Origin of the sequence: Flavobacterium quisquiliarum (genome assembly GCF_019308285.1) — a bacterium.
GTDB classification, from domain to species: Bacteria; Bacteroidota; Bacteroidia; order Flavobacteriales; family Flavobacteriaceae; genus Flavobacterium; species Flavobacterium quisquiliarum.
Genome location: NZ_WWEM01000020.1, coordinates 83,585 through 109,641 on the forward strand (window position 1 = coordinate 83,585; position 26,057 = coordinate 109,641).

At 34.4% G+C, this 26,057-nt stretch carries 17 protein-coding genes; 2 read left to right on the forward strand and 15 right to left on the reverse strand.

The window, feature by feature from the left end:
• Window positions 1–139: 139 nt before the first annotated feature.
• Both GSY47_RS08500 and GSY47_RS08505 read right to left on the reverse strand, forming a co-directional pair.
• A complete protein-coding gene (locus GSY47_RS08500; protein WP_179005628.1) occupies window positions 140–1,297 on the reverse strand; it encodes an MFS transporter in 1,158 nt (385 codons plus the stop codon).
• The gene (locus tag GSY47_RS08505) at window positions 1,294–2,211 is read right to left on the reverse strand and encodes an alpha/beta hydrolase (RefSeq protein ID WP_179005630.1); all 918 of its coding nucleotides are present in this window, start codon (window positions 2,209–2,211) and stop codon (window positions 1,294–1,296) included. Before GSY47_RS08505 ends, GSY47_RS08500 begins: the two co-directional genes overlap by 4 nt.
• Window positions 2,212–2,306: 95 nt before the next feature.
• On the opposite strand from GSY47_RS08505, the gene GSY47_RS08510 reads away from it, so the two are divergent.
• Complete coding sequence (locus GSY47_RS08510) at window positions 2,307–2,687, forward strand: winged helix-turn-helix transcriptional regulator (protein WP_179005633.1); 381 nt, start codon at window positions 2,307–2,309, stop codon at window positions 2,685–2,687.
• Between the two features lie 67 nt (window positions 2,688–2,754).
• Here GSY47_RS08510 and GSY47_RS08515 read toward each other — a convergent pair whose 3' ends face one another.
• From GSY47_RS08515 to GSY47_RS08570, 12 genes are all read right to left on the reverse strand, one after another.
• Complete coding sequence (locus tag GSY47_RS08515) at window positions 2,755–3,318, reverse strand: DUF2911 domain-containing protein (RefSeq protein WP_179005635.1); 564 nt, start codon at window positions 3,316–3,318, stop codon at window positions 2,755–2,757.
• Window positions 3,319–3,422: 104 nt separating this feature from the next.
• Window positions 3,423–5,222, reverse strand: coding sequence for a glycoside hydrolase family 2 protein (locus GSY47_RS08520; RefSeq protein ID WP_219071236.1), 1,800 nt, complete (start codon window positions 5,220–5,222; stop codon window positions 3,423–3,425).
• A 118-nt stretch (window positions 5,223–5,340) separates the two neighbouring features.
• Entirely contained in the window at window positions 5,341–7,752 is a 2,412-nt protein-coding gene (locus GSY47_RS08525) for a glycoside hydrolase family 2 protein (RefSeq protein WP_179005639.1), read from the reverse strand.
• A 76-nt stretch (window positions 7,753–7,828) separates the two neighbouring features.
• Entirely contained in the window at window positions 7,829–9,019 is a 1,191-nt protein-coding gene (locus GSY47_RS08530) for a glycoside hydrolase family 88 protein (RefSeq protein ID WP_179005641.1), read from the reverse strand.
• 191 nt (window positions 9,020–9,210) lie between these two features.
• Window positions 9,211–10,731 carry a RagB/SusD family nutrient uptake outer membrane protein gene (locus GSY47_RS08535; protein WP_179005643.1) on the reverse strand — a complete coding sequence of 507 codons (1,521 nt, stop codon included), beginning with the start codon at window positions 10,729–10,731 and terminating at the stop codon, window positions 9,211–9,213.
• Window positions 10,732–10,747: 16 nt separating this feature from the next.
• Window positions 10,748–13,750 (reverse strand): SusC/RagA family TonB-linked outer membrane protein, encoded by a 3,003-nt coding sequence (locus GSY47_RS08540; protein ID WP_179005645.1) that lies wholly within the window; start codon window positions 13,748–13,750, stop codon window positions 10,748–10,750.
• A 215-nt stretch (window positions 13,751–13,965) separates the two neighbouring features.
• Window positions 13,966–18,057: a two-component regulator propeller domain-containing protein gene (locus GSY47_RS08545; protein ID WP_179005648.1), complete on the reverse strand. Its 4,092-nt coding sequence runs from the start codon at window positions 18,055–18,057 to the stop codon at window positions 13,966–13,968.
• A 79-nt stretch (window positions 18,058–18,136) separates the two neighbouring features.
• Complete coding sequence (locus tag GSY47_RS08550; RefSeq protein ID WP_179005650.1) at window positions 18,137–19,765, reverse strand: DUF4955 domain-containing protein; 1,629 nt, start codon at window positions 19,763–19,765, stop codon at window positions 18,137–18,139.
• 241 nt (window positions 19,766–20,006) lie between these two features.
• Window positions 20,007–21,191, reverse strand: coding sequence for a mannonate dehydratase (gene uxuA, locus GSY47_RS08555; RefSeq protein WP_179005652.1), 1,185 nt, complete (start codon window positions 21,189–21,191; stop codon window positions 20,007–20,009).
• Window positions 21,192–21,320: 129 nt separating this feature from the next.
• A complete protein-coding gene (locus tag GSY47_RS08560) occupies window positions 21,321–22,133 on the reverse strand; it encodes an SDR family oxidoreductase (protein WP_179005654.1) in 813 nt (270 codons plus the stop codon).
• A 122-nt stretch (window positions 22,134–22,255) separates the two neighbouring features.
• The gene (locus GSY47_RS08565; RefSeq protein ID WP_179005656.1) at window positions 22,256–22,918 is read right to left on the reverse strand and encodes a bifunctional 4-hydroxy-2-oxoglutarate aldolase/2-dehydro-3-deoxy-phosphogluconate aldolase; all 663 of its coding nucleotides are present in this window, start codon (window positions 22,916–22,918) and stop codon (window positions 22,256–22,258) included.
• Between the two features lie 3 nt (window positions 22,919–22,921).
• Window positions 22,922–23,371, reverse strand: a complete 450-nt coding sequence (locus GSY47_RS08570; protein ID WP_179005658.1) for a YhcH/YjgK/YiaL family protein — start codon at window positions 23,369–23,371, stop codon at window positions 22,922–22,924.
• Window positions 23,372–23,598: 227 nt separating this feature from the next.
• On the opposite strand from GSY47_RS08570, the gene GSY47_RS08575 reads away from it, so the two are divergent.
• Window positions 23,599–24,612, forward strand: a complete 1,014-nt coding sequence (locus tag GSY47_RS08575) for a LacI family DNA-binding transcriptional regulator (protein ID WP_179006325.1) — start codon at window positions 23,599–23,601, stop codon at window positions 24,610–24,612.
• A 181-nt stretch (window positions 24,613–24,793) separates the two neighbouring features.
• Here the strand turns inward: GSY47_RS08575 and GSY47_RS08580 are convergent, their stop codons facing one another.
• The gene (locus GSY47_RS08580) at window positions 24,794–25,963 is read right to left on the reverse strand and encodes a DUF4861 family protein (protein WP_179005660.1); all 1,170 of its coding nucleotides are present in this window, start codon (window positions 25,961–25,963) and stop codon (window positions 24,794–24,796) included.
• Window positions 25,964–26,057 lie beyond the last annotated feature (94 nt).

Below are 26,057 nucleotides of genomic sequence, written 5' to 3' on the forward strand. Positions count from 1 at the left end.
CTTTTTGTTTTACGCTCCGATTTTAAACATAACCCGTGGTTTCAACCACGGGAAATAATTTGTCTTGTCGCTTTTGATTGTGTCTATGTTTATTCCGGATTGTATTTAGAAATGTAGAAAAATATTCAAAAAAAAATTATCAGTTTATAGCAATAGGTCTATTTCTTTCTAAAAATTTCCTCAATAGAATCATTAAAAAAGCTAACGTACCAAATGCCATAGTAAGCCAAGGTGTATATTGAACACCTTTATTAACGATAATCAATCCTCCAACTGTTGTACCTAAAGTAACTCCCAGATTCCCAAAAGAAGTAGCAAGACTATTCGCAAATTGAAGTGAATCAGGTGCCGATGAAATCATATAAGTCGAAGCATTCAGAAAACTGGGAGAATATAAAAATCCCCAAAGGGCCACCACAAAAATTATGGCAATCGTATTGGAACCAGAAAAATAAAGTAATATGGGAATAATGATTGTTCCTGATAAAAACAGGGCAGTTGTATTGGCTATATTTTTGTTTAGCATTTTCCCAGACACACGATTAGCAATGACGCCTATTACCCCAAATATAAAAAGCATATAACTTACCATTTTACCGTCCATTCCTTTGGCTTTATTCAAATATTCGGCAAAATAACTGTAAGTAGAAAACCAGGCGGCTATCATAAAGAAATTCATAGCTGTGCTTATAATAAAAATAGGCTGCGTTAGTATTTTCAGTTGACTAGAATAAGACTTTTTTTCTGTAACTGGCATTTTGGGTAAAAAGAAATAAATTACAAGTAAAGCTATAATACTTACCAGAGATTGAATCATAAAAGAATATTGCCATGAAAATATGCTGGCTAACCAAGTTGCAAAAGGAACTGTCGAAACCATCGCAATTGCAACGCCATTAAAAACAATACTCATGAGTTCATTTTCCTGTTTTTTATTGCCTACTGAAATAGCCACTGATAAAGCTGTGGCAATATAAACAGGCTGTAAAAATGCCGGAAGTATTCGAACCAGCATCAGTAACCAAAAGGGTGGAGAAAATGATGAAATTATTCCTGTAAAAATAAAGATAATTAGTGATGTAAGCATTATTTTTTTACGATCAAAACCTGAAGTGAGTAAGGTCATGAAAGGACCTGTTAAGGCAATTACTAAAGCAAAAGCACTGAGCAGCATTCCCGCTTTATCAATGCTTAAATTATAATGTTCGGCAATCTGAGGCAGAATCCCAATTACACCAAATTCTGTAGTGATAACAGCAATAAAACCTAAACATCCGATGTACGCGTATTTTTTCATTTTATTAAAACAGTATTATTTAAAAAATCTACTATATCCTGTATCAAAATTTTAGACTCATCAATAAATCCTCCCATTTGAAAGAAACCATGAGTTGTTCCCTTATATAGATTTAATTTGACACTTCCTTCAGCTTTTTTTATTTTTTTGGAGTATTGAATCGCTTCATCTCTTAAAGGATCATATTCTGCCACAGCGATGAATGTGGGAGGCAGTCCTGATAAATCATTTGCTAATAAAGGAACAGCATCTGGATTATCTTCATGTTGTTTGGATAAATACCAATCCCATGCTTGAATCCCACCTTTTAAATCGAGAAGAGGTCCGTTTTGAAATTCAATCCAAGAAGCTGTTTTTAAATCATTGTTTGTTACAGGATAGATAAGCAATTGTACCGCAATTTTACTTCTGAATTTTCTTGTAATTGATGAAGCCAAAGCGCCACCCGCACTGTCACCTGCAATGATTATTTTTTCTGGATTAATATTAAGTGATAAGGCATTTTCAATCAACCATTTTACAGCAAATTCACAATCGTGTAATCCTGCCGGAAAAGGATATTCTGGTGCAAGCCGATAATCTACCGAAATTATAGTTGATTGTGTCGCATTAGACAGTTGTCTTAAAGGTGTATCGTGTGTTTCAAGGCTTCCGGCATTAAACCAGCCGCCGTGAAAATAAATAATTACAGGTTGTTTGTCATTATTGTTCGGACGATAAATTCGTAAGTTAATTGAATTACCAGCATTTGATAATGTCTGTTCTGTAATTTGAAAAACGGCTTCTTTTTCTCCGGCCAGAGGTATAAATTTTTCGTAAAAAGCCCTGTTTGCCTCCCATGGATTTAGATTCTCATCTATTTCAATTTTTTGTATAAAGTCCAATACATCTTGTACTTCTTTTGATAGTATCATATTATTTTTATTAGGATGATGGACAAAATTATTTCACAATCCCTAAATTTGTATGGTACACATTCAAATGTATGGTACTAACAAATTTGTAAGTAATGGGAAAAAGAAAAGAAAATTCAACTAATATGTTGAATGAGAACTATATCACAGAAAGCTGTAATTTAACTTATGCAGTATGTAAAATAGGAGGAAGATGGAAGTTGTTAATCCTTTGCAAGCTTGAGAATGGAAAATTACGTTTCAGTGAATTACGTAATCAAATAAAAGGCATTACAGAACGTATGCTGACTCTTCAATTAAGAGAGCTTGAAAAAGAAGGTTTGATTAAAAGAACTGTTTATGCAGAAGTTCCTCCAAGAGTAGATTATGAGTTAACCGAAATTGCTAAAGAATTAGTTCCTATATGGAATCAATTGAGTAATTGGGGAGCAAAACATAAGGAAATCCTATTGTCATCAGTTTCTTCTTCTATATAAAACACATAGCCCGTGGTTAAAACCACGGGCTATGTTTATAGAGAATTATATTTTTAAAACGGATTAATTATTTAACCGTAATTGGTAATTCAGCAGTTGTTTTATCCCAGCCAATCACAAGATTTGCAATGTTGCCTTCAGTAGTAAAAGCAATTGATAAAGCCTCGATTGGAGTAGAAACTGGATTAACAGGAACAGAAACTCTTACAACGTCTTTGCTTTCGTCATAAGCATAACCACCCCATAAATCTAATTCTTTGTTGATAATTACTGTCCATTTATCTTTTTCAGGTATTACAAATAAACTGTAGTATCCCGCAGGAACTTTTTTACCGCCGATTGTTACGTCTTTGTAGAATTTGATTTCTGTATTTTCATTAGCACCAACTCTCCAAACTTCACCAAATTTTACAACGTCACCAAAAATAGTTCTTCCTTTTGCAGAAGGTCTTGCATAAGTAACTTTTACAACTGGATTTGGATTATCTGTTTTTTTGAATTTAACAGCCTTGTTTGGGAAATAAGAAATATCAACTGGACTTGCATCAAGAGGAGCAAATTTTACCACATCTTGCGCCTGAACTGTAATGGCAGCAAACAAAGTAACTGCCAGTAAACATAATTTTTTCATAGGATTACAATTTTTAGAATTACTACAAAGTAAATTAATAATGAAGAAAAATCATATAATTCCAGTTTGTTTTTTGTTAATGAATTGGTAATAACGAATAAATTTTACTGTTCTTTTTTCTTTTTCGCGTACCAGTCCTGCATGATGTAAAATGCTTTTTTCTTCTCTCCATCATTTGAGATTAGACCTTTACGGTTATAACCATCCTGAATACCTGGAAGCAATCTTTTTGGAGATCTGAAATCAACCAGAATCCACGGACTTGTGCCACTTAAGTGAGGAATTTTTTCAATCATTTTTAAATTCTGAATGTATAGATATTCCTGATATTCTTCTGTCCAGCGTTCGTTTTTCTCTCCATGAAAACCAGCTTTGGCATCACCTCCAAATTCTGAAACAAAGACAGGTTTGTTGTATGGCGTAGTCCAGAATGTTTTTTCAGCATTTTCTAAATTACCTCCATACCAGCCTAAATATTGGTTGAAAGCAATAATGTCAAGCGATTTACCAATTTCATCATCAATTTTTCCATTATGTGATAGTAAGGCAGCACTGATTAATCTTGTATCATCTAATGATCTTGTATGAGTTACCAAATTTGTGATAAAAGTATTTCGCGCATCAGAAACCGGAGTTTCATTAGCCATAGACCAAATAACAATACTGGCTCTGTTTTTATCTCTTGTAATCGCAGCAGTTAACTGATCCTGGGCATTCTTATAAGTGTTTTCATTTTTAAACTCAACGGTCCAGTAAACCGGAATTTCTTCCCAAAACATTAATCCCATTTTATCTGCTTCTCTTACCATATTTTCATTATGTGGATAATGTGCCAGACGAACATAATTACAGCCCATTTCTTTAGCCCAATTTAGCAAACGTAATGCATCTTCTTGCGAATTGGCACGTCCACCTTTGGCATTTTCTTCGTGAATCGAAATGCCGCGTAAAAAGACAGGTTTTCCGTTTAATAAGATTTTATCTTCTTTTGTTTCAATCGTTCTGAAACCAATTTTATCATTTATTTTTTTTCCGTTAAAGTCAACAGTCACGTCATATAACTTTGGATTTTCCGGTGACCAATACGAGATTTTTTTCGCAGGAATTTCAAAATTTAAAATTCCATTAGCACCAATTTTTCCTTTGTAATTGATTTTTAGTTCCGGAATAGAAATTGCAACCAGATTTTGTGCCGGATTTAAATTATTGATTTTAATAAAACCGGAAATAACATTTGCATTTCCTTTCTTCAGCTGTATATTGTAATCTTCCACAAAAGCGTTTTCTTCTTCAATTAAAGTTACATCGCGGGTTATTCCGCCATAATTCCACCAATCAGTATTCACAGTAGGAACATCTTCTTTATGGCGTGTATTATCTACTTTAATAACCAAATAATTTCCGGTTGGTTTTACAATAGAAGTAATTTCATAATTGAAAGGTGTAAAACCGCCTTCGTGTGTTCCCAGCTTTTTTCCGTTTAAATAAACATCGGCTTTGTAGTTAATGGCTCCTAAATAAACAAAAAGACGTTTATTAGCGGCTAAATTATAATCAAAAGATTTTTTGAACCAGACATTGCCTTCGTAGTATTTTAATTCCATAACCTGCGAGTTCCAGTCACCCGGAATATTGATTGTTGGTGATTTATCAAAATCGTACTCTACTAATTCCTGTTTGTTTTGAGCATGATAATTCGTAAAAAAAGATCCTTTCGCCGGTTTTTCACTTTTGTCATATTGATCAAGGTGAAAGCTGTAAAAGCCAGTTTGATAAGGATCGACAATGTAATTCCACACACCGTTTAATGAAGTGGTATTTCGGTTTGGAACGTTTGATATTAGATTTTGTGCAGACGCTAAAACGGATGAGGTTAGGAGTAATGCGGTTAATAGTTTTTTCATTTTTGTATTAATTTGTTTTTGTGTTTTTGCCACGAAGGCGCTAAGGCACAAAGTTTTTTTTTTTGTCAGGATGACAAACCAAGCTAAAAAAGCTTAGTGCCTTTGTGGCCAGAAAATTTTACTCAACAGGAATCTTCAAATATTCCCCTTTAAAACTTTGATTGAGTGCCGTCATTTCAATTGGCTTGCCTGTGCCATCAGGAATCACTTCTATAGATGCTTTTCCATTTGCCATTCTAATGGATTCGCTTCCAGTTGGAGTTCCTTGATTTTTTAATGTTTTACCACCTTTCAAGCATTGGAAATAAACACTTTCTTCATAATCTAAACAACGCAAATTGTTGTTGTCAATCGCAATAGCTGTTACTAGATAATTCCCATTTTTCAATTTCTCTGCAGATAATTGCAGGGAAGAAGCGGTATCATTTTTATTAAAACGATAATTCACTTTTATGGTATCAGAAACGGTTTTTCCGTCTTTGTTTTTACCAATCGCAAGCAAGATGTTTTCTCCTTTTTTGAAGGTAACATCCCAGGTTAAGCCATTGGCTGGATATAGAGAAAGATTACGTTGTTTTTCGCCCAATGATTTTCCGTCATGAAATAAAGTTACTTTCTCACAGTTGCTGAATACGCTGATTGTTCTAGGTGTGTTTTCAGGCCCTTGGCGTTCTGTCCAGGTATGTGATTCGATGTAAGTGAAAGGCTCTTTTGCCCAATAACTTTTAAAAACATAATAGGCATCTTTCGGATTTCCGTTGCGGTCTGTAAGTCCTTTTTGGTTCATGTACGGAATATCATCTTCAGGACGTAATGGTGTTGCAAAATCCTTAAATGCCCATTGAATATTACCAACAAACGTTGGATCATTTTCGGATACATGCAAATGCCAGTCAAATAAATCGACTATGTAATTCTCGCTCCAATCTCCAATTTGAGCAATATTCGCCACTTTTGTCTGAACAATAGCTTCTTCCCAGCCTTCTGCTTTTATCACATTTTCCCCTGTAACAGGGTTTTCGCTGTGACGACCTACGTGACTGTCACCGCCATATTCAGCATGAATAAAATGTTTGTATTCTTTTTTATAAGTGTTAATTGCTTTTTGATAGCTTTTATAACTTCCAGAATACCATCCAGACCAGATAGAAGGAGAGAATACATCTACAATATGTGAACCTTCGTAATATTTTCTGATAGCCGTTTTTCGGGTTGGATCCAATTTATGCGCCAAATCATTTAATTCGGTTAAGAAAGCATTGGTTCTTTTATCATTATCTCCATCAGGAAAATCAGGAAGCCAGTTGATTTCGTTTCCTAAAGACCAGATAACAATACTCGGATGATTGTAATTCTGATTGATGATTTCTTCCAGCATGTTTTTGGTATTGGTTTTCCAAGCCTCATTTCCAATACCGCCTCGGCACCACGGCAATTCATCCCAAACCAAAAGACCAAGTTCATCACAGGCTTTATAAACTTCAGGATCCTGAGGATAATGCGCTAAGCGGACAAAATTAGCACCCATTTCTTTGATTGATTTCATATCAGCCCAATGCTGTTCGTTGCTCATCGCAGCGCCAACTCCGGCTTGTTCTTCATGGCGGTGAGTTCCTCGAATAAGCAGACGTTTTCCGTTAAGGTAAAATGGCCCGTGATCTTTAAATTCAAACCATCTAAAACCTACTTTTTCAGAAACACTGTCTCGGATTTGATTTTTTTCTGATAAAATAGCTGTCAGTTTATATAAATTTGGTTTGTCAGTATCCCATAGTTCAGGATTTTTAATGTTTTCAAAAGTAATTGTTGAAGTTTTAGCTGAAACAGGAATGGTTTTGCTGACTACTTTTTTTCCTTTCGGATTTGAAAGCGTAACCGTTAACGACAAATCTTTTGAATTATCTGAATTTGCAAATGAAGAAAAAATATGTACAGAAGCTTTTTTAGCTGAAACTTCTGGTGTTGTAATCTTTATGTTATCAATATGATTTTTGTATTGTGAAACCAGCCATACATCGCGTGTAATTCCGCCATAAATAAAGAAATCACTTTTTTGTGATGGAATAATTTCGATATCGTAGCTATTGTCTACACGAACAAAAATGTCATTGTTTCCTTCTTTGATGAAGTTGGTAATATCAATAGAAAAACCAATATAACCACCTATATGACTTCCAGCTTCTTTTCCGTTCACATACACATTTGTAGTGACATTTGAGCCTTCGAAGTATAAAGAATAAACGCTGTTTTTGTCTATTTGAGGAATATCTAATTTCTTTTGATACCAGCTTGCATCACGACGGTAACCAGGGTATAAATCGGTTGCGTCTTCGGCGTTCCAGGTATGTGGTAAGTTTAAAGAAGTCCAGCCTGATGCTTTTTGTGCTTCGTTTAAGTTTTGGGTATCATTTTCTAAATAAAGCCAATTGTCATTAATGTTCCTCTTTGTCTGAGCAAAACTGCTCAGACAAATTTGAAACAAAACAAAAAGTGCAAAAATTGAAAATGTATTGTAATGTCGTTTTTTCATAAGGTTATAAGGCTTTTTTTAGGTTCAAAGGCTCAGAGATTCAGAGTTACTAAGGCAGGAAGCCTTTGTCACTTTGTTACTTTGCATCTATCTTACTTTTTCTAAGTAAGGCTTCTAGAAAGTAATAATCGGCGTAGATAATCGGTTCGTCAATTTCATCATGTTTTGGCCAGTTTCCTGTGCTATGATCAAAAAGAAAGGGAGCCTTAATGTTGGCATCTAAAATGTAATTTTTGCTTTGTACAGAAGTCATCATTTTATTGGCAAAAGCCAGATAATTTTCTTTTTTAGTATATCCGTACAATTCGTATAAAGCAGAAGCCATAACCATTGCAGCAGACACATCGCGAGCCGAATTTGGAATGCTTGGATCTTTAAAATCCCAATACGGAATTCCGTCTTCCGGCAGGTTTTTATTTGCCATAAAGAATAGAGCAGTAGCTTCGGCTTGTTTTATATAAGCTTCATCTTTGGTATATCGATACGCCATAGTAAAACCATAAACTGCCCAAGCCTGACCTCGTGCCCAAACCGAATCGTCATTATAACCCTGAAGCGTGGTTTTCTTTCTTACATTGCCTGTTTTTGGATCATAATCAATAACATGATAACAGCTATTGTCGTCTCTAAATTGGTTCTTTAAAGTGGTATTGGCATGCTGAATGGCAACATTACGATATTTTGGATTTCCAGATATTTTTGAAGCTTCAAAAAGTAATTCCAAATTCATCATATTATCAATGATAACTGGATAATCCCAAATTTCCTTATTGAAATCCCAAGAACGGATTGAACCTACTTTTGGATCAAATCTTTTGCATAATGTTTCTGCGCCTTTAACGATTACGGCTTCGTATTCTTTCTTGTTTTCCACTTTCAGTGCTTCTCCAAAACTGCAGAACACTTTAAAACCTACATCATGCGAATTTTTATTGACACTTTCTTTTTTACTGAAAGGCGTCCATTTTTCGGCTTGTTCTTTATATTTTGAATCGCCTGTTAATCGGTACAACTGCCAAAGGTTTCCAGCAAAAAAACCGCTTGTCCAATCTTTCGATGGAACTTTACGTATTTCGTTGGTTTTAATGTTCATGCTTCTTGGCATGGACATAGAATCTACAGGATAATCCAACAACATTTTGTAACGTGTGTCCAGCAGACTATTTACAGATAAAGGAGTTTTTGTTTGAGAATTAATTCCGGATTTGCACGCTGTTGCCAGCGATGCAAACCCAAGAATTAGAGAAATGAAATTAACATTCTTCATATTAAAATAATATATATTGTGTAACTGCTTAATGTCTTTTTTAAACACATAGAAACATAGATTTTATTTCTGACTGAGTAAATAAAAAATGACTAGTCATTGACACATAGCTCTGTTTACTTATAGCAAGTGAAACGCCTTTCTACGTTATCTAAACTATGTTTCTATGTGTTTAAAAAAGGGTAATCTAATTAATAACCAGGATTATTTGGCTTTAAATTCGGATTGATAGCCAATTCGGTTCCCGGCAATGGCCATAAATAATCTTTATTTGGATCGAAATTAGCATGTGGTTCCAAGCCATTTGGGCCGAATACTTCTGGGCCAATTTTTAATCTCTTTATGTCATACCATCTTACGTATTCAAAAGCCAGTTCTAATCTTCTTTCGTCAATTACCATTTTTCTAAAATCGGCTTGAGATAATCCTGGAGTTACGTTTGCAGGGAAAGAGACCAGTTTTCCAGCTTTATTTCTAGCTCTAGCACGAACACGGTTTACATAACCATCGGCCTCCGTTGTTCCGGGTGTAATTTCGTTTAAAGCTTCTGCAGCAGTCAATAAGACTTCTGCAAAACGCATTGTGATGTAATTGTGCTGTGAAGTCCTTCCATTAGCACCTGCTTTTCCTGGAAAACGGAAATATTTAGCAATATGCGGACGAGGCGCTTTTTCGTTATCACTCGAAGGATAAACCTGTAAAGCACCGCCAGGACCTGTCTTTTTTCTGATAATCGTATCAAAACTTACCGCTCTTCTGTAATCTCTCTGATCCCAAGTATTGAATACTTTCAATGATGGAACGGCAACCGAGAATCCTTGTCCGTAACTATAACTGTCGTCTTTCAATGAACCTGTAAAAAAGGCTGTATAATCCTGGCCGTAATTTCCTGAAGTTAAGTTATTAAAATCTACTGTAAACAATGGTTCTTTCAAAGTAGCCGTTTTAGTAGCGTTAAATAAATCCTGAAAATCGGCATCCAAACCTAGACCAAATTTGGCTTCGTTTGTAATAACGTATTTGGCTTCGTCATAAGCTTTTTGAAAATTTCCTAAAGTTAAGTAAACAGAGGCTAAATAACCTGCAGCAGTTCCTTTTCCCGGAACGGCTTTTACTTTTGGTTTGTCTTCCAGCCATTGTTTGGCAAATTCTAAATCAGCAATGATTTTTGGATAAACATCAGCTTCTTTAGTTTTACTCATAGAATTAATCTGATTGACATCATTTACCACAAAATCAATGTATGGAATATCTCCAAATAAGCGTACTAAATGATAGTAAGCAAAAGCTCTTGCAAAATAAGCTTGAGCTACAATCGCATTCACTTTTGCAGGATCGCCTGGTGTTTTCTTAGCACCTTCAATTGCCTGATTCGCTGCTGTAATAATAACATACGATTGAGGCCAGAAGTTTGCAACAAGAGCATTGGTGTCATTCATGCTCATATCATTTACATCAATACGTGCGGCTTGAGTAGTTCTGTCGCCAATATCGGCCATATCATCGCGAAGCATTAAAGCGATTGTAAATTCTCTTCCCCAGTAATTGTTGTGGGCGATGTTGGCAAAAGCGCCGTTTACAGCTGCTTGTAAATCATCGGTATTATTAAAAAAGTTATCTGGACGAATAATTCCTACTGGTTTCTCTTCCAAATCAGAACATCCCAAAAAGATGATTGTTCCTAAAAATAAAAAAGCTATATATTTTTTCATGATTCTTTTTATTAAACTAGAATTTCACATTAAGACCCATTGTAAACGTTCTCACGTTTGGATATCCACCGTAATCTAACCCTAGATAAGTATTACTTCTTGAATTATTGTCATTTAAGTAACTTGTTTCAGGATCTGTTCCCGGATAATTTGTAATCGTCCAGATGTTTTGGGCACTTACATAGAAACGAACTTTGTTTAATCCCATTTTAGAAACAAAACTTTCATCTAAACTGTATCCTAAGGAGATGTTTTTTAGCCGAATGTAACTTCCATCATAAACAAATCTTGACGTAATTCTTTTTGTTCTTGCCGCATTAATAGGCACATCAGTATTTGTATTTGTTGGAGTCCAAGAATTTAAAACTTCTGTAGTAGCATTATTGTTTCCAGATGCCAATTCCATCAAAGTATAGTTTAAAATTTGCCCGCCTTCTGATCCTTGAAAAAAGATGTTCAAATCTAAATTTTTATAAGTGAAATCATTATTGAATCCGAAAATAAAATCAGGATTTGGGTTTCCAATAATGGTTTTATCCTGCGAATCTAACTTTCCGTCTCCATTAACATCTTTGAATTTTTCTCCTCCAGCAATAGTTTCAAAGTTTCCTGGTAATATAGTTTCTCCCTGCTGAATTACACCATCATAAACAAACCCAAAGAAAGAACCTACAGGTTGTCCTACTCTTAAAATCTGAGATTCTGTTGCCAGGAAATGTCCTGGAGCAGAATTGATCAATAAGTCTTTGTTATCGGCTAATTTTAATACTTTGTTTTTGTTTGATGAAATATTGAAGTTAGTTGACCAAGTAAAATCGGCACCGATGAAGTTTTTGGTATTAATTCCTAATTCCCATCCTTTGTTTTCCAATTCACCAACATTTTGAAGCTGTGTTGCAATTCCCGAAACTCCCGGAAGCGGTCTGTTAAACAACAAATCTTTTGTAATGGTTTTATAATAATCTGCTGTTATGCTGATTCGGTTGTCGAATAAACCTAAATCAATTCCATAATCCTGCTGATACGATGTTTCCCATTTTAAGTTCGGATTATCCAATGAAGTCAGCTGAACTGCATTTACAATTACGTCACCACTCACATAATAAATTTCAGAGAAACGAGAAAGAGTAGAGTAAGCACCAATTGAAGGGTTACCAGTTGCACCATAACTCGCTCTTAATTTTAAGTTTGAAATGGTTTTATTGTCTTTTAAGAAAGCTTCTTTACCAATATTCCATCCGATTGCTCCAGAAGGGAAAGTTCCATATTTGTAGTTTTTACTAAAACTTGATGAACCATCTCGTCTTGCTGTAAAAGTCAGTAAGTAACGATCGTCATAATCAAAATTCAGCCTTCCAAAAGCAGAAATCAATTCGGTTTCAGATAAACCAGAATCAGGTTTTAAGAATACTGTTCCAGCACCTAAATTTCTGTAAGAGTTCGTATTGGTTAAGAAACCTCTTGAAGCTGCATACGAATTTTCGTTTTTGTTTTTTTGATATGAATATCCTCCAAGAACAGTTAAGATTCCTTTGTCGATAATTTCACGTTTAAAAGTTAGATAGTTTTCTGTTAAGAAAGAAGAAAAACGAGTATTGTTAACAGAAGCTTCTCCTTTTATATTTTTTCCTGCAATTAAAGTCGACGGAATAAATCTACCTGTTTGAGAATTACTGTCAGTCAAACCTAAAGTGGTTTTAAAATCTAAATCTTTTGTGATTTGATATTGAGCGAAGAAATTGTTTCTGTTTACAATAGAAACAGTTTCTAGAATGTTTTCCATTGCCGTTGCGTATGGATTGTCAATATCGTCACCAATTGGAGCCGTTGTGGTATAAGAACCATCAGCATTGTAAATTCCTTTGTCTGGCATAAAACGGTAAGCCGATGCAATTACGCCCGCTGCACCAGTTCCTCCAGCACTTGTTTGGCTTACAATTCCTTCTTTGTTTTGTTTACTTGTAAAAGTATTAAGACCAACTTTGAATTTAGGTGTCAAATCTGCTTCTAGATTACTTACAATGGTATATTTGTCAATTCCAGAATTGATAACAACTCCATTTTGGTTGAAATAAGTTCCAGAAACGTAATATTTGATATTTTCAGAACCGCCTGAAAATGATAATTGCGTATTCGAAATCATTCCGTCACGGTAAATTACATCTTGCCAGTCTGTATTTGCTGGACCTTGTGTATGCGTGGTAAAACTTTTTCTATATGCGGCAAATTGATCGGCATTCAGTAAATGCAATTTATTGTTTACAGATTGTATTGATGTAGAGTTACTGAATTCAATTACTGGTTTTCCTGGTTTTCCTTTTTTAGTGGTAACCATGATAACACCGTTTGAACCTCTAGAACCATAAATAGCAGTAGCCGAAGCATCTTTTAATACTTCTATAGAAGCAATATCCTGAGGGGCTGGCATAGAGGCGCCTGCAAATCCATCTACAACCACTAATGCGTCACCGCTGGCATTGATAGATGTTCCACCTCGAACTCTAATTTTTACTGGAGCTCCAGGTTCTCCACCATTATTAGTTTGTACAGAAACCCCAGCTGCGCGTCCTTGTAAAGCTTGTTCTGCATTTAGTACTGGATAAGCAGTTAATTCCTTTGCTGTTACAGAAGAAACAGAACCTGTAATATCGCTTTTTTTACGTGTTCCATATCCTACTACAATCACTTCGTCAAGTGCTTTTGCATCGGGTTTTAGACTAACATTGATTACGTTTTTAGTTCCAACTGGAATTTCAACTGTCTGAAATCCGACGAAATTGAAAACTAAAACGGCATTTTTTTCCGATACTATAACAGTATAATTTCCATCCATATCTGCAGAAGCTCCAACTGAGGAGTTTTTGATATAGACATTTGCGCCGGGAAGTCCAAGTAGATCTTCGCTTGAAGTTATCTTTCCGGTAACTTTTCTTTCCTGTGCATTCATCATGAAATTCACCAGTAAAAAAGACACCAGTAAACACCATTTAAACGGCTTGTTTTTTTGGTTTGTAAACATTCATTTTTCGGTTTAAGGTTAATAAGTTTAGATAAAGTAGAAAAGCAGCAAACTCATTCCGATTATGAGAATGACAAATACAATTTGCAATAACAAGAAGTTTGATTTTCTGATTTTCATATCGCAAATGTAGAGTCCGAAAACGATATAGAAATACAAAAAAGGGTATCTAAAAATACAGATACCCTTTTTTAAGCCTTTAAAACAAAGGTTTTTTAAATTGTTGCAGAAGATTTATAAAATTTGTCTGCATATTGTGACGGAGTTTCCCCGTATTTTTTCTGGAAGCATTTACTGAAATATTTTGGGTTGTTAAAACCAACTTTATAACTTACTTCAGAAACGGTCAGTTTATTTTGTTCCAATAATTGAGCAGCACGTTTCAATCTAATTTCATGAATAAATTCATTTGGCGTGCAATTGGTCCAAGCCTTAATTTTTAAAAATAACATGGTTCGGCTGACACCCAATTCAGAACAGAAAAATGGAATATCAAATTGTTCGTTTGAAATATTCTCTTCCACAATTTTAAACGCTTTTTTCAATAATTCTTCATCCAATGATGAAACTGTAATTTCTGATGGAATAAAACTGTCTTCGCTTGAAAATTTGATTCTTAAACGTTCGGTTGTGTTCAAAAGATTTTTAACACGAAGTCTGAATTCCATTAAATTAAATGGTTTACTGATGTAATCATCGGCACCGCTTTCCAATCCTTCAAATTTATAGACTAATGAAGATCTGGATGTTAAAAGAATTACAGGAATATGACTGGTTTTTAAATTCTCTTTTATTTTAGAACATAATTCAGTTCCCACCATTTCAGGCATGATAACGTCGCTGATAATCAAATTTGGAACATATTTTAAAGCTTTCTCAAAAGCAATTTTTCCGTTTTCGGCTTCAATAATATTGTAGTCTTTTTTGAGTAAGTTTTTCATGAACTTTCTCAAAACCTTATGATCTTCAACAAGGAGAATGGTTTGTTTTTCTTCGTTGACAATTAAATCTTCGATATCTTCATTTTCGATAACTTCAGAAGGTTCTAACTGTGCTGCATACTGCTCAACATCATCACTGATTTTAAAATCAGGAATAATTTCATTATCCGAAAGATGTTCACGTCCCAGAGGTAACGTTACTTTAAATACAACACCTCCAGTTGGTTTATTGGTGACATCAATCGAACCTTTATGGAGTTTTACAATGTTTTTTACAATTGAAAGTCCAATTCCGGTTCCTTTATTATAGTTTTTCTGAACCTGATTATGTGTTGGGACTTCAAAGAACAAATCAAATATTTTATCGATATGTTGTTCAGCTATTCCAACTCCTGAATCTTCAACCGCTATAAAAAGGTTTTCCTGGTCGTGATTGATTTTAATGTTGATTGTACCGCCTTTTGGAGTATATCGAAAAGCATTCGAAATCAAATTATAAAATACACGTTCGAGTTTGTAACGATCATAATAAACCAGAATTTCATCGTCTGAAGTTTCAAATGTATAATCGTACCTACCGTCTTTGGCGTATTCTATGAATGATAAGTAGATTTCTCGAGTAAATTTGACAATATTCCCGTTTGCCGATTCCAATGTAACCTGATGATTTTCGAGTTTTCTAAAATCCATTAAACGGTTAATCAAACTCAGTAAATGATTGGCACTGCCTTCAATCACTAAAAGCTTTTTGTACATTTCATTTGTTCCGTTATAGTCGGCTAGAATCTGCTGTAAAGGTCCTAGGATTAAAGTCAGTGGAGTTCTGAATTCGTGCGAGATATTCGTAAAGAAATCCAGTTTAAGCTTGTTGTTTTCTTCAATACGTTTGGTTTCCAAATATTCTAATTCCAGTTTTTGTTTCAATCTGGCTTTTGATTTCATAATCCAAATCAAGCCGTATAATCCCAAACCAATAACAATTCCGTACAATAAAAAAGCCCAGATACTGCGCCAGGGAGCTGGATTTACGATTACTGTTAAAGTCGTAGGTTTCTGATTCCATTCTCCATCATTATTAGCACCGCGAACTTCGAAAGTATAAGTTCCCGGATTTTGAATGGCAAAATTGGCTTCGGTATTTTTTGTAGTTGTCCAGTTGTTTTCTAATCCCGTTAAACGATAACTGTATTGATTATTTTTAGATCGAATATAATTGGGTATGGCAAAGCTAATAGTAAAATTAGCCTTATCATAGTCCAATGTTATAGTTTGAGTAAATCCAACACTGTTTTCTAAAATACCGTCTTTGTCATTGGCATGTATCGTTTCATTTTTAATTTTCAAATCAGTAATTAAAACCTGTGGTGCATAATTATTCAATGAAATTTTTGTCGGATCAAAAAATGTAGCTCCAGACGGACTTCCAAAATAGAATTGATTTGAAGCGAGTTTTAAAGCCGAATTATCATTGAATTCGTTGCTCGCCAATCCGTCTTTTTGGTCGTAAATAACAATTGCTTTTCTATTAGTATTGTATTTTATAATTCCCTGATTGGTGCTGATCCATAAGTTTTTATCATCATCCTGTAAAATGGAATGGATAGAAGTAATAACTGTATTTCCAATTTTAAGATGAATATGATTGAATCTCTTTCCATCAAAATAATGAAGTCCTTTTGCTTTAGTTCCAACCCAGATTCTTTTTTCTGAATCCTGAAATAAAGTCAGAATATCATCACCTGATAAAGCAGCATGATTATAAAAGAAATGCTGAATGGTATATTTTTTTGGATTGAAGTTTTTTAACGGAATACGATTAAGTCCGTTTTGAGTTCCGATCCAGACATAATTTTGTTTGTCTACTAATATGGTTCGAACAATATTATTGGTTAGGAAAATAGGTTTTGTATTATCATTTCCAAGAATATCAAAGGTTTTATCCAAAGTATTATAGCGAACCAAACCTTTTCCAAAAGTTCCAATCCACAAAATACTTCCTTCTGTTTTAAGCGAATAAACTCCGGTATCTTTTAATAAATCACTTAAATCTGAAGTAATTCGATTATCTTCAATTCTTTTTGAAATAGTATTATATGCTGATAGTCCTTTAGAAAAAGTTCCAATCCATAAAATATGATCATCAGAAAGACACATCGCTTTGATGTCATTTTTGTTTGTTTGTCCCGTTTTACTATTGATATAACTTACTGCCTCTGTATTTTTATTGAAGATTGTAATACCACCACCTTCGGTTCCAAAATAAATATTCTGGTTTTTATCAGTAATGATAGAACTTACTACATCAAAACTCATTGGAATTTTTTTCGAATTCTGATTATAGTTAGAGAAGTTAACATTGGAAATATCCCAAAGATTGACGCCTTTGTAATAGCAGCCAATCCAAATGGATCCTTTTTTATCCATAAAAACCGATTTTACTTTGTCGATTCCAATGCTGTTATTGCTGTTATTGATTTTCTGCAGACTCTTGTCTTTTCCTAAAATATAGATTCCATCATAAGTACCAACCCATAAAGAGCCTTGATTGTCAATTACTAATGATCTAATGTCAGTATTGATTTCACTGTATTTATTGGCTTCTAAAAACGAAACATACGCTTTTTGTTTTACATCGAATTTTAAAAGTCCTTTATTTTTAGTTCCTACCCATAAATCTCCGTTTTGATCTTGAATAACTGATTGAACATTTAGAAGATCAACGCTATTAAACGGATAATTTTTGAAGATAAATTTCCCGCCTTTTCTATTGATAAGCAAACATAAACCTTTAGTCGTTCCAATCCAGATTTCACCTTTTTTGGTTTTTAGAATGCTCTGAATATTATTGCTGGGCAGTGTTGAAGTATCTTCATCTGAATGAAAAATAGAAGTAAATAATCCTGATTTTTTATTGTAAATGGTTAGTCCTTTAGAAGTTCCAAACCACATTTCACCTCCAATTTCCCTGATACTCCAAACCGCATTATTACTTATTGTCTGATTGGCTTTCGTATAAAGATATCTCGTGAATTTATTTGAAACTGGATCATAACAGTTTAATCCGTTATAAGTTCCAACCCAGATTTTACCCAAGTTATCTTCTTCAATCGCTAAAATATCGTTATTACTGATAGAAAATTTATCAGAAACATCATTTCGATAAATTGTAAAATGACTTCCATCGTATTTGTTTAGACCATCACGTGTACCAAACCACATCTGTCCAAACTTATCCTGATGTATGGCAATAACAGAACTCTGCGAAAGTCCGTCGGTTGTGGAGATGTTTTTAAGACGGTATTTATTTTGAGAAAATAGATTTCCAAAAACAAATACAATGGTGAGAAGAGCTATTTTATATTTCATAGCGTTTATTTTTTTTGCCACAAAGGCGCAAAGACACAAAGTTTATCTAATTACTTTGAGTCTTTGTGGCAGTTTTAACTTATTTTAGGCGTCTTTGTAATTGATAATCATAAAGAGACGGAATTTTTTCAATTGGCGTATTTAAAAATTCGATATATGGGTCAACGTCGTATTTGATTTCAAATTTTGCATTTCCGTGAACTCCAATGATTCTGGCGAAAGCGCCATCTTTCATTCCGTATAATAAAACAGGTTTTGCCAGATCTGGATTGGTAACCTGAACATTTAGATTCCAAAAAGTACTGAAAGGTCCGTGTGAAGGTTTCCAGTATTCAGCGCCGCCACCGCCAAATAAAAAGTAACTGTTATTTTTATCTGGTGTAATATGGACCGTAATATTATCAAATAAATTTTGATGATTGGCACCTGAATGCTGATCTAAGAGTGCATCGGCAAAAATTTCACAATCTTGATACACATTTTTAGTTGCAAAAGTATTGAAACTTAAAGGATGCACGGTTTTATTATAGATTTTTAGGTTTTTGACTAGTACATTGTGAACACCGCCTAAAGTTACGGTATAATGTGCTAAATGTGATCCATCGCTTGTAATATCTTGAACGGTTACATTTGAAACTTCTTCGCCTAAAATGCCGCTATCTGCATTAGTGATTTTAACATCTTTTACCCAGCTGTTAAATAAACGGGTTAAGAAAATACCATTATTTCCAGGTTCCACATGATGGGCAACTCTTGGAGTATCAGGAAAAGTAAAACGAAGATGTTCGATTCCGACTTCATTTAAATGTTTCCATTCTACCAATTTTGCCTGATAAACGGGTTTGATTGAAATAGTTAAAGGTGTTTTAAGCGTAATTTTTGATCCAGAAATCTTAAGAATTTCAACTTGCTGTCTGACGATAGGAAGCTTTGGAAACTGCCAGTGATGTGATCCTGGTTTTACTTTAGCGCCTTGGTATAAATCTTTGATGATTTCGCCGTTTTCGCCTTCTTTGTTAAATAATTGTAACTCGACAATATCACCAGCTTTCAGATTTTTAACATCAGAAACATTGATAGTAAATTCTCCCATTTTCCCAGAACTGACTTTCGCCAGAACATTTGCTTCGGGTTCATATTTATCCAAATAAGATTTTACGCGTTCTCCCGGAACCTGCGTCCAGATAAAACCTCCCGACCACGCATATTGTGAAAAAGGCAAATCGACATTGTTTTCGGGCTCACGCTGTCTTTTGTCAAAAGTGGTTAAATATTCACGAAGTTCTGCTAAAGACTCAGGATCTTTAAGATACATCATGGGTCTTGGGCAATAGATTTCTGTTCCGTTTTCATCAGAACCTGCGCCTCGAAGCACAAAATTGCTTCTTTCGATGTAGAGAATATCACTAAGGATAATTTTTCCTTTTGGTAATTGCAAAATGACATTTCCATCAACAGCATTAGCCGCTTTGAAAGCTTTTAATAATGCTTTTGAATCATCGAGATGATCATCGGCTTTGACGCCAAAATCGGTTGCATTGATAATTTTTCCATTGACTTCAGGAATCGGGCTCTCGCCAAAACGGTAGCCTGCATAGCTGAAATCAGGGAGATAGTTTATTTTTGAAGTAATAATTTTAGGTAATTCCTGCGCCAATATGGTATTCATAAAAAAGCCACAGGAGACAATAATGGCTTGGCGAATCATGGTTTTTGTGGTTGTGGTTAGTAAGTTTTTTTTTTGATTTGCCGCTAAGGCACTAAGGCGCAAAGTTTTTCTTTTTTTATTTCACGCTCCCGATAGCTATCGGGATTAAAAGATTTAAGCAGATGCGCGCAGATATTCATTAATAAAATCTGCTATAATCTGCCAAATCTGCGTGAAACAAAATCCTTTTAATCTTTAACATAAAAAGCTTTGTGTCTTAGTGCCTTAGTGGCAAAACAATCTATAAAGATCGTTTAATCCCTATTTCAAGTCCACGTAGTTCTGCGAGACCTCTTAAACGGCCAATTGCAGAATAACCTGGGTTTGTTTTTTTCTTTAAATCATCCAGCATTTGGTGTCCGTGATCGGGACGCATTGGCAACGTGCTGTTGTTTCTTTTTTCAACTTCTAAAATTGCTTTTACAACTTCGTACATATCAACATTTCCTTCCAAATGGTTAGCTTCGTAGAAACTTCCTTCTTCGTCACGCTGTGTGCTTCTTAAGTGAATAAAATTCATTTTATCGCCATGGCGTCGTACCATTCCTGGTAAATCATTATCAGCTCTTACGCCGTAAGAACCTGTACACATCGTAAATCCGTTGGATGGAGAAGGAGCAGCGTTCATTAACTCAATTAAATCTTCTTCTGTGCTTACTACTCTTGGTAAACCTAAAATCGGGTAGGGAGGATCGTCTGGATGAATAGCCATCAAAACGCCTTTACTTTCTGCAACTGGAATAATTTCTTTTAAAAAGAAGAAAAGATTATCCTTCAAAGCTTGTCTGTCAATATGATTGTAAGCACTTAAAGTTACAAGAAAATCTTCAACACTATAAGCTTCTTCAGCACCTGGAAGTCCAGCTAAGATATTTTGCTGTAATTTTACTTTATCTTCGGCTGTCATAGCTTCAAAATAGCTTTTTGCTTTTTGAGTCTGTTCTGCTGAATATTCTTTTTCAGCTCCCGGTCTTTTTAGAATGAACAATTCAAAAGCAGCAAAAGCATTGATATCAAAACGTAAAGCTTTAGATCCGTCTTCTACTGTATAAGCTAAATCAGTTCTTGACCAATCTAAAACCGGCATAAAATTATAACACACACATTTAATCCCACACAAAGCCAGATTACGAATACTTTCTTTATAATTTTCAATGTATTGCAGGTAATTTCCAGTTTGTTTTTTAATGTCTTCGTGAACCGGAATACTTTCTACAACTGACCAAGTTAAACCTGAAGCTCCTTTTTTAGGATCGCCGTCTTCGTGTTCGATTTCGACTTTTCTTTTAATGATTTCATCAATGCTCCAAACTTGTCCATTTGGAATATGATGTAGAGCAGTTACAATTCCGGTTGCTCCGGTTTGTTTGATATCTTGTAAAGAAACAGGATCATTTGGCCCGAACCATCTTAATGTTTGTTCCATGTTTATAATGTTGATTTTATTTCCTGCAAGGTTTTCAAAACCTTGTAGGTATGATTTTAAAGTTATTGTTTTAAATATTTATACCTACAAGGTTTTGAAAACCTTGCAGGAGAGAGACTTTGCCAAATTTTAGATACTTGTCGCAGCAAATCCGCCATCTACTTTTAAGATAGTTCCTGTTACGAATTTAGACATGTCACTGCATAAAAATAAAAGTGCTCCGTCAATATCTTCAGGACTTCCAAATCTTCCCATTGGTGTATGATCGATGATTTTTTCGCCTCTTGGAGTTAATTTTCCTTCTGGAGTCAATAATAAAGCACGATTTTGTTCCCCAATGAAGAACCCAGGCGAGATTGCATTTACACGAAGTCCTTCTCCATATTTTTGCGCTAGTTCAACCGCCATCCATTGTGTAAAGTTGTCAATCGCTGCTTTTGAAGCTGAATATCCCACAACTCTAGTTAAAGGTCTTTGTGCCGATGCAGATGAAATGTTAATGATGTTTCCTGATTTCTGTTTTGCAAAAAGCTCCGCAAAAACCTGAGTCGGAAGCATAGTTCCAATAATATTCAAATCGACTACTTTTTGTAAATCGTCGCTTTTCATATCATAAATTGCTTGATCGGGCTGAATTGTTGCACCAGGCATATTTCCTCCAGCAGCATTGATTAAAATATCTAAACGACCATATTTCTCTACAATTAAGTCTTTTACTTTTTCTAATTCTTCTTTGTTTAAAACATTGGCTTGAACAGCAAATGCCTGTCCTCCGTTTGCTTCAATGTTTTTAACTGTATTTTCTGCTTTTTCTAATGATTGAGAAACAATTCCCACAATAACACCTTGCTGTGCCAGTACATCTGCAAATCTGCTTCCCAGTACTCCGGCACCGCCTGTTATTAAAGCAATTTTTCCTTTTAAATTAAATATTGAATTCATCTTAGTTTATTTAAAAATTCCAATACTTTAAATTCCAAATTGGAAATAAAAGTATTTATGTTCTTGATTTTGATCTTTTGTTTTTACCAGATTTTGGAATTTCAAAATTTGGATTTTAAAATTTAAGCTCTAACGGTTTTAATCAATTCCAAAACTCTTTTCGTTTCTTCTTCGATTGTATCATAAGCTTCATCCTGCATTACTTTTTTACTGATTAGTTTGCTTCCCATTCCAACCGCAGAAACCCCAGCATTAAACCACGTTTCAATACTTTGGCTAGTGGTGTCAACGCCTCCAGTTGGCATAAAGATTAATTCTGGGAATACGTCTTTAATCCCACTCATAAAATCTGGGCCTAAAATATTTCCAGGAAAAAGTTTAATGAATTTTACTCCTGCATTTTCAGCTGCAATAATTTCAGTTGGAGTCATACAGCCTGGCGCATACAAAACTTCTTTACCAATTAAAAACGAAGCCACTTCAGGAACAAAACCTGGACTAATGAAAAAATCGGCGCCTGCTAAATAATACGTTTCTGCCTGAGCTAAGTTTTTGATGGTGCCAATTCCTAAAAGCATTCCTGGTAATTCTGTATTTCGAACTTCAATTAATTTATTGAAATTTGAAATAGCTTCAGGGCCACGACTAGTATATTCCACCGCTCGAATTCCTGAATTATAAAGTGTTTTTAAAATCGCAACACTTTTGTTTTCATCAGCATTAAAATATAAAGGAAGCATTCCTTGTTTTACAATAACTTCTATCGCATTTTCAATAGTACTCATTCCTTATATTTTTACTTTAATTACAATTTTCTTCAATAATCCTTCGCCAATCATTGCTGTGTGAACATCTTCAGGAAATAAAATGGCAAATTGTTTTTCCTGCAATTGAAAAAACGTATCTGGAGCATCATGAAAAAAACGAACATCTCTTTCGTCACTGTAATCGCCGTTTGGATTTACACATTTTTCTCTTGGTTTCCATGCAAAAGTTTCTGGGCCTTTAATCGAAATCTGAATATCGATATTTTGATCATGACATTCAAAACCTTTAACGGCTTCTTCCTTAGTATTTCCTTGTCCGACAATTACAATTAGTTTTAAGCCCTCGCCAATTTCAAATGCTCCTTCTTCAAGATTGGCAATGTCATTTTGATTTACATAATCAAATGCCTTTTGAAAATTAGGATGAAGGCTGTAATATTTTGCAGCATTATGTAATGAATCTACTATCATTCTTTATAGATTTTTTTGGTTTTAATAGTTAGTTTTCAATAGATAACAGAAAAAAAGAATTGTTTTTTTAATGTTATGTGTATATTTGCCGTGTGCGTACACGGTATTTTACAAATGTATGTAAAATGCATTGTAAAACAACTTATTTTTGATAAAATAAATTAGTTTTACCGCACTGCGTTTATTTTTTTAACTTAAAAAGAATCAATATCATAACAATCAAAAAAATTGCCGAATTAGCGAATGTCTCTCCGGGAACGGTTGACAGAATCATACACAAACGCGGACAAGTAGCGCAGGAGACCGTTGATAAGGTCAATGCGATAATTGATGAATTTGGGTATAAACGAAATATATTGGCAAGTAATCTGGCTTTAAATAAAAAATTTCATTTTGCTGTTTTTCTTCCGAAGTCGGAAACTTTAGAGTATTGGAAAAGTCAGGTTGATGGTATTGAAAAAGCAGCTATTGAGTTTAGTAAATTCGGAATCGTTTTGGATTATTTTTTCTACGATTATAATCTAATATCTTTCAAAGAAACCGTACATAAAGTAATGCAGTTTGATTGCGATGGTTTGTTATTTGCACCGATATTTTATCAGGATTCGGTTGAGTTTTTAAATGAATATCAAAAGAGAAACATTCCAGTTGTCATGATCGATTCTAATATTTCTGAAGGAAATCAGCATGCTTATGTGGGGCAGAATGCTTTTCAGAGTGGTTATTTAGCAGGAAGGTTAATCAGTTTTGCTGTAAAAAATGAAAGACAGGTTTTGATTTTTAAAATTACAAGAGAAATAGAAAGTACTTCGGTTTATTTACAGCGAATTGATGGTTTCTATTCTTATTTTAAAGATCATAACGAACTGACGAATTTTAAATTTTCGGAAGTTACTTTAAAAGATTCCAAAATAGATCAATTGAGTTTAGATATGTTTGCTGGCATCAACAGCGTATTTGTTCCCAATTCGAGAGCTTATATTGTTGCGGAATTTTTATACAGAAACAATATAAAAGGTGTCCGAATCATTGGTTATGATTTATTGAAAGAAAATATTGAATATCTCAATAAAGGCGTAATTGATTTTTTAATCAACCAAAGGCCCGAAGACCAAGGATATATGGGAATCAATTATTTGTATAAGAAATTGGTTCTTCAGGAAGAAACGGAACATACCCATTACATTCCGCTGGAAATTATTTTGAAGGAGAATTATTTTCCTGCGAGGAAAACTGTTTGATTGTAGATTTTAGAAATAACCCTTTTAGAGTTGATCATTTTCAATTATAGCTCGTGGTTTCAACCACGGGAACACAATGCATAACCACAATACGTTTCCCGTGGTTGAAACCACGGGCTATGTTTACAATTAAAGAATAAAAAAAACTTTGTGTCTTAGTGCCTTTGTGGCAAAAGAAAAATCACTTTTTCACTTTTACAGTCAAAGGATTATTAATTTTTTCAGCAAAAGAGCTCAAATATTTTTCCCATTCTTGTTTCGTTTGATACGGACTTCCTTTTTTCCATCCGAAACCAACATAATAAATGGCTTTATTGTTTTTAACTGCTATATTGCCGTACAAGTTGCTCAAATCTATTTCATTTGTAACATGATTGTCAAAACTTAGTAATGAGCCTTTTGGCGAAACCAATCCTAAACCAATTTCAGAATCATCAATTGGTTCCCAATAGCTTAACCATCCTTCTTTTAGGTTTGTTCCAGTAGTTCCTTTTTTATCATGAAGAGTTAGTCCAGCAGCCACAGTTTTAGTTCCTGTAATATTGATTTCAAAACGAGAAAGCTGACTTCCGTAATCTAAACTAATCAGTTTTGATTCCGTTATTTTATTGCCTTTCGCATCCCAATCAGCATAGGTTAAAATAAAACTAGTTCGAATTGGGCCAGTTGTGATCGTTTTCCAGCTGATGAAGTTTTTAGAAAAATAATATTTTCCATCTACATTTACGGCAATTCCGCCCACGCCACGACTTGGGCCAACTTGAAAATTATCTAAACCTTCTCCTGTATCTTTATGATAAGTACCTTTTCCAGTAGTCATTTTATCATACCATTTGTTGATAATTGGATATTCAACTCTTTTTAGCCAGGCATCAATGCCGCTTGTTAAAGTACCGCCGGGAACGTTATCTTCAACCATTTTTTGAGCAACTGGGCCATACGTTCTAAAAGCTACTTTATTATTTTCCCAAGCATAATCATCTGTTCTTTCTGGAACAAAACGAGAATAACAGCTGATTGTTTGAGAAGCATTCGGATTAGTTCCAACTAAAACCTCAAAATCTTGTTTAGACGAAGCTTTAATTTTAGGCTGAAACAAAAGAACATCCATTGTTCCGTCTCCATCATTATCTACGGTTTGAGTTTGAAGAAAAGAATTATTGCTGAGATCTTTTATAGTATAATTTTCAAGTTTAGCATCTGCTGTTAGTCCTAATGTTTTTTTAGTCAGCTCAACAGTTTCAAACTCTCTGTCGACTTTTAAGTTATTGTTAATGGTTATGATTTTGTTTTGTGACTGAATACCAAAAGTTCCAGCCAGAATTGCGGTAAATAAAAAGTACTTCTTCAAAATTTATAAATTTAATTTTTAAAAAATCGGTTTGATAGGATTTTATAAAAGTACAAATCAAAAAATAAATTCAAATACAAAATAGGAGTAATTC

Coding starts and splice junctions, on each gene's coding strand:
- GSY47_RS08515 (WP_179005635.1), bottom strand. CDS start 3,318: ATGAAAAAATTATGTTTACTGGCAGTTACTTTGTTTGCTGCCATTACA.
- GSY47_RS08565 (WP_179005656.1), bottom strand. CDS start 22,918: ATGAGTACTATTGAAAATGCGATAGAAGTTATTGTAAAACAAGGAATG.
- GSY47_RS08545 (WP_179005648.1), bottom strand. CDS start 18,057: ATGAAATATAAAATAGCTCTTCTCACCATTGTATTTGTTTTTGGAAAT.
- GSY47_RS08530 (WP_179005641.1), bottom strand. CDS start 9,019: ATGAAGAATGTTAATTTCATTTCTCTAATTCTTGGGTTTGCATCGCTG.
- GSY47_RS08570 (WP_179005658.1), bottom strand. CDS start 23,371: ATGATAGTAGATTCATTACATAATGCTGCAAAATATTACAGCCTTCAT.
- GSY47_RS08540 (WP_179005645.1), bottom strand. CDS start 13,750: ATGTTTACAAACCAAAAAAACAAGCCGTTTAAATGGTGTTTACTGGTG.
- GSY47_RS08535 (WP_179005643.1), bottom strand. CDS start 10,731: ATGAAAAAATATATAGCTTTTTTATTTTTAGGAACAATCATCTTTTTG.
- GSY47_RS08500 (WP_179005628.1), bottom strand. CDS start 1,297: ATGAAAAAATACGCGTACATCGGATGTTTAGGTTTTATTGCTGTTATC.
- GSY47_RS08525 (WP_179005639.1), bottom strand. CDS start 7,752: ATGAAAAAACGACATTACAATACATTTTCAATTTTTGCACTTTTTGTT.
- GSY47_RS08505 (WP_179005630.1), bottom strand. CDS start 2,211: ATGATACTATCAAAAGAAGTACAAGATGTATTGGACTTTATACAAAAA.
- GSY47_RS08550 (WP_179005650.1), bottom strand. CDS start 19,765: ATGATTCGCCAAGCCATTATTGTCTCCTGTGGCTTTTTTATGAATACC.
- GSY47_RS08520 (WP_219071236.1), bottom strand. CDS start 5,222: ATGAAAAAACTATTAACCGCATTACTCCTAACCTCATCCGTTTTAGCG.
- uxuA (WP_179005652.1), bottom strand. CDS start 21,191: ATGGAACAAACATTAAGATGGTTCGGGCCAAATGATCCTGTTTCTTTA.
- GSY47_RS08560 (WP_179005654.1), bottom strand. CDS start 22,133: ATGAATTCAATATTTAATTTAAAAGGAAAAATTGCTTTAATAACAGGC.
- GSY47_RS08510 (WP_179005633.1), top strand. CDS start 2,307: ATGGGAAAAAGAAAAGAAAATTCAACTAATATGTTGAATGAGAACTAT.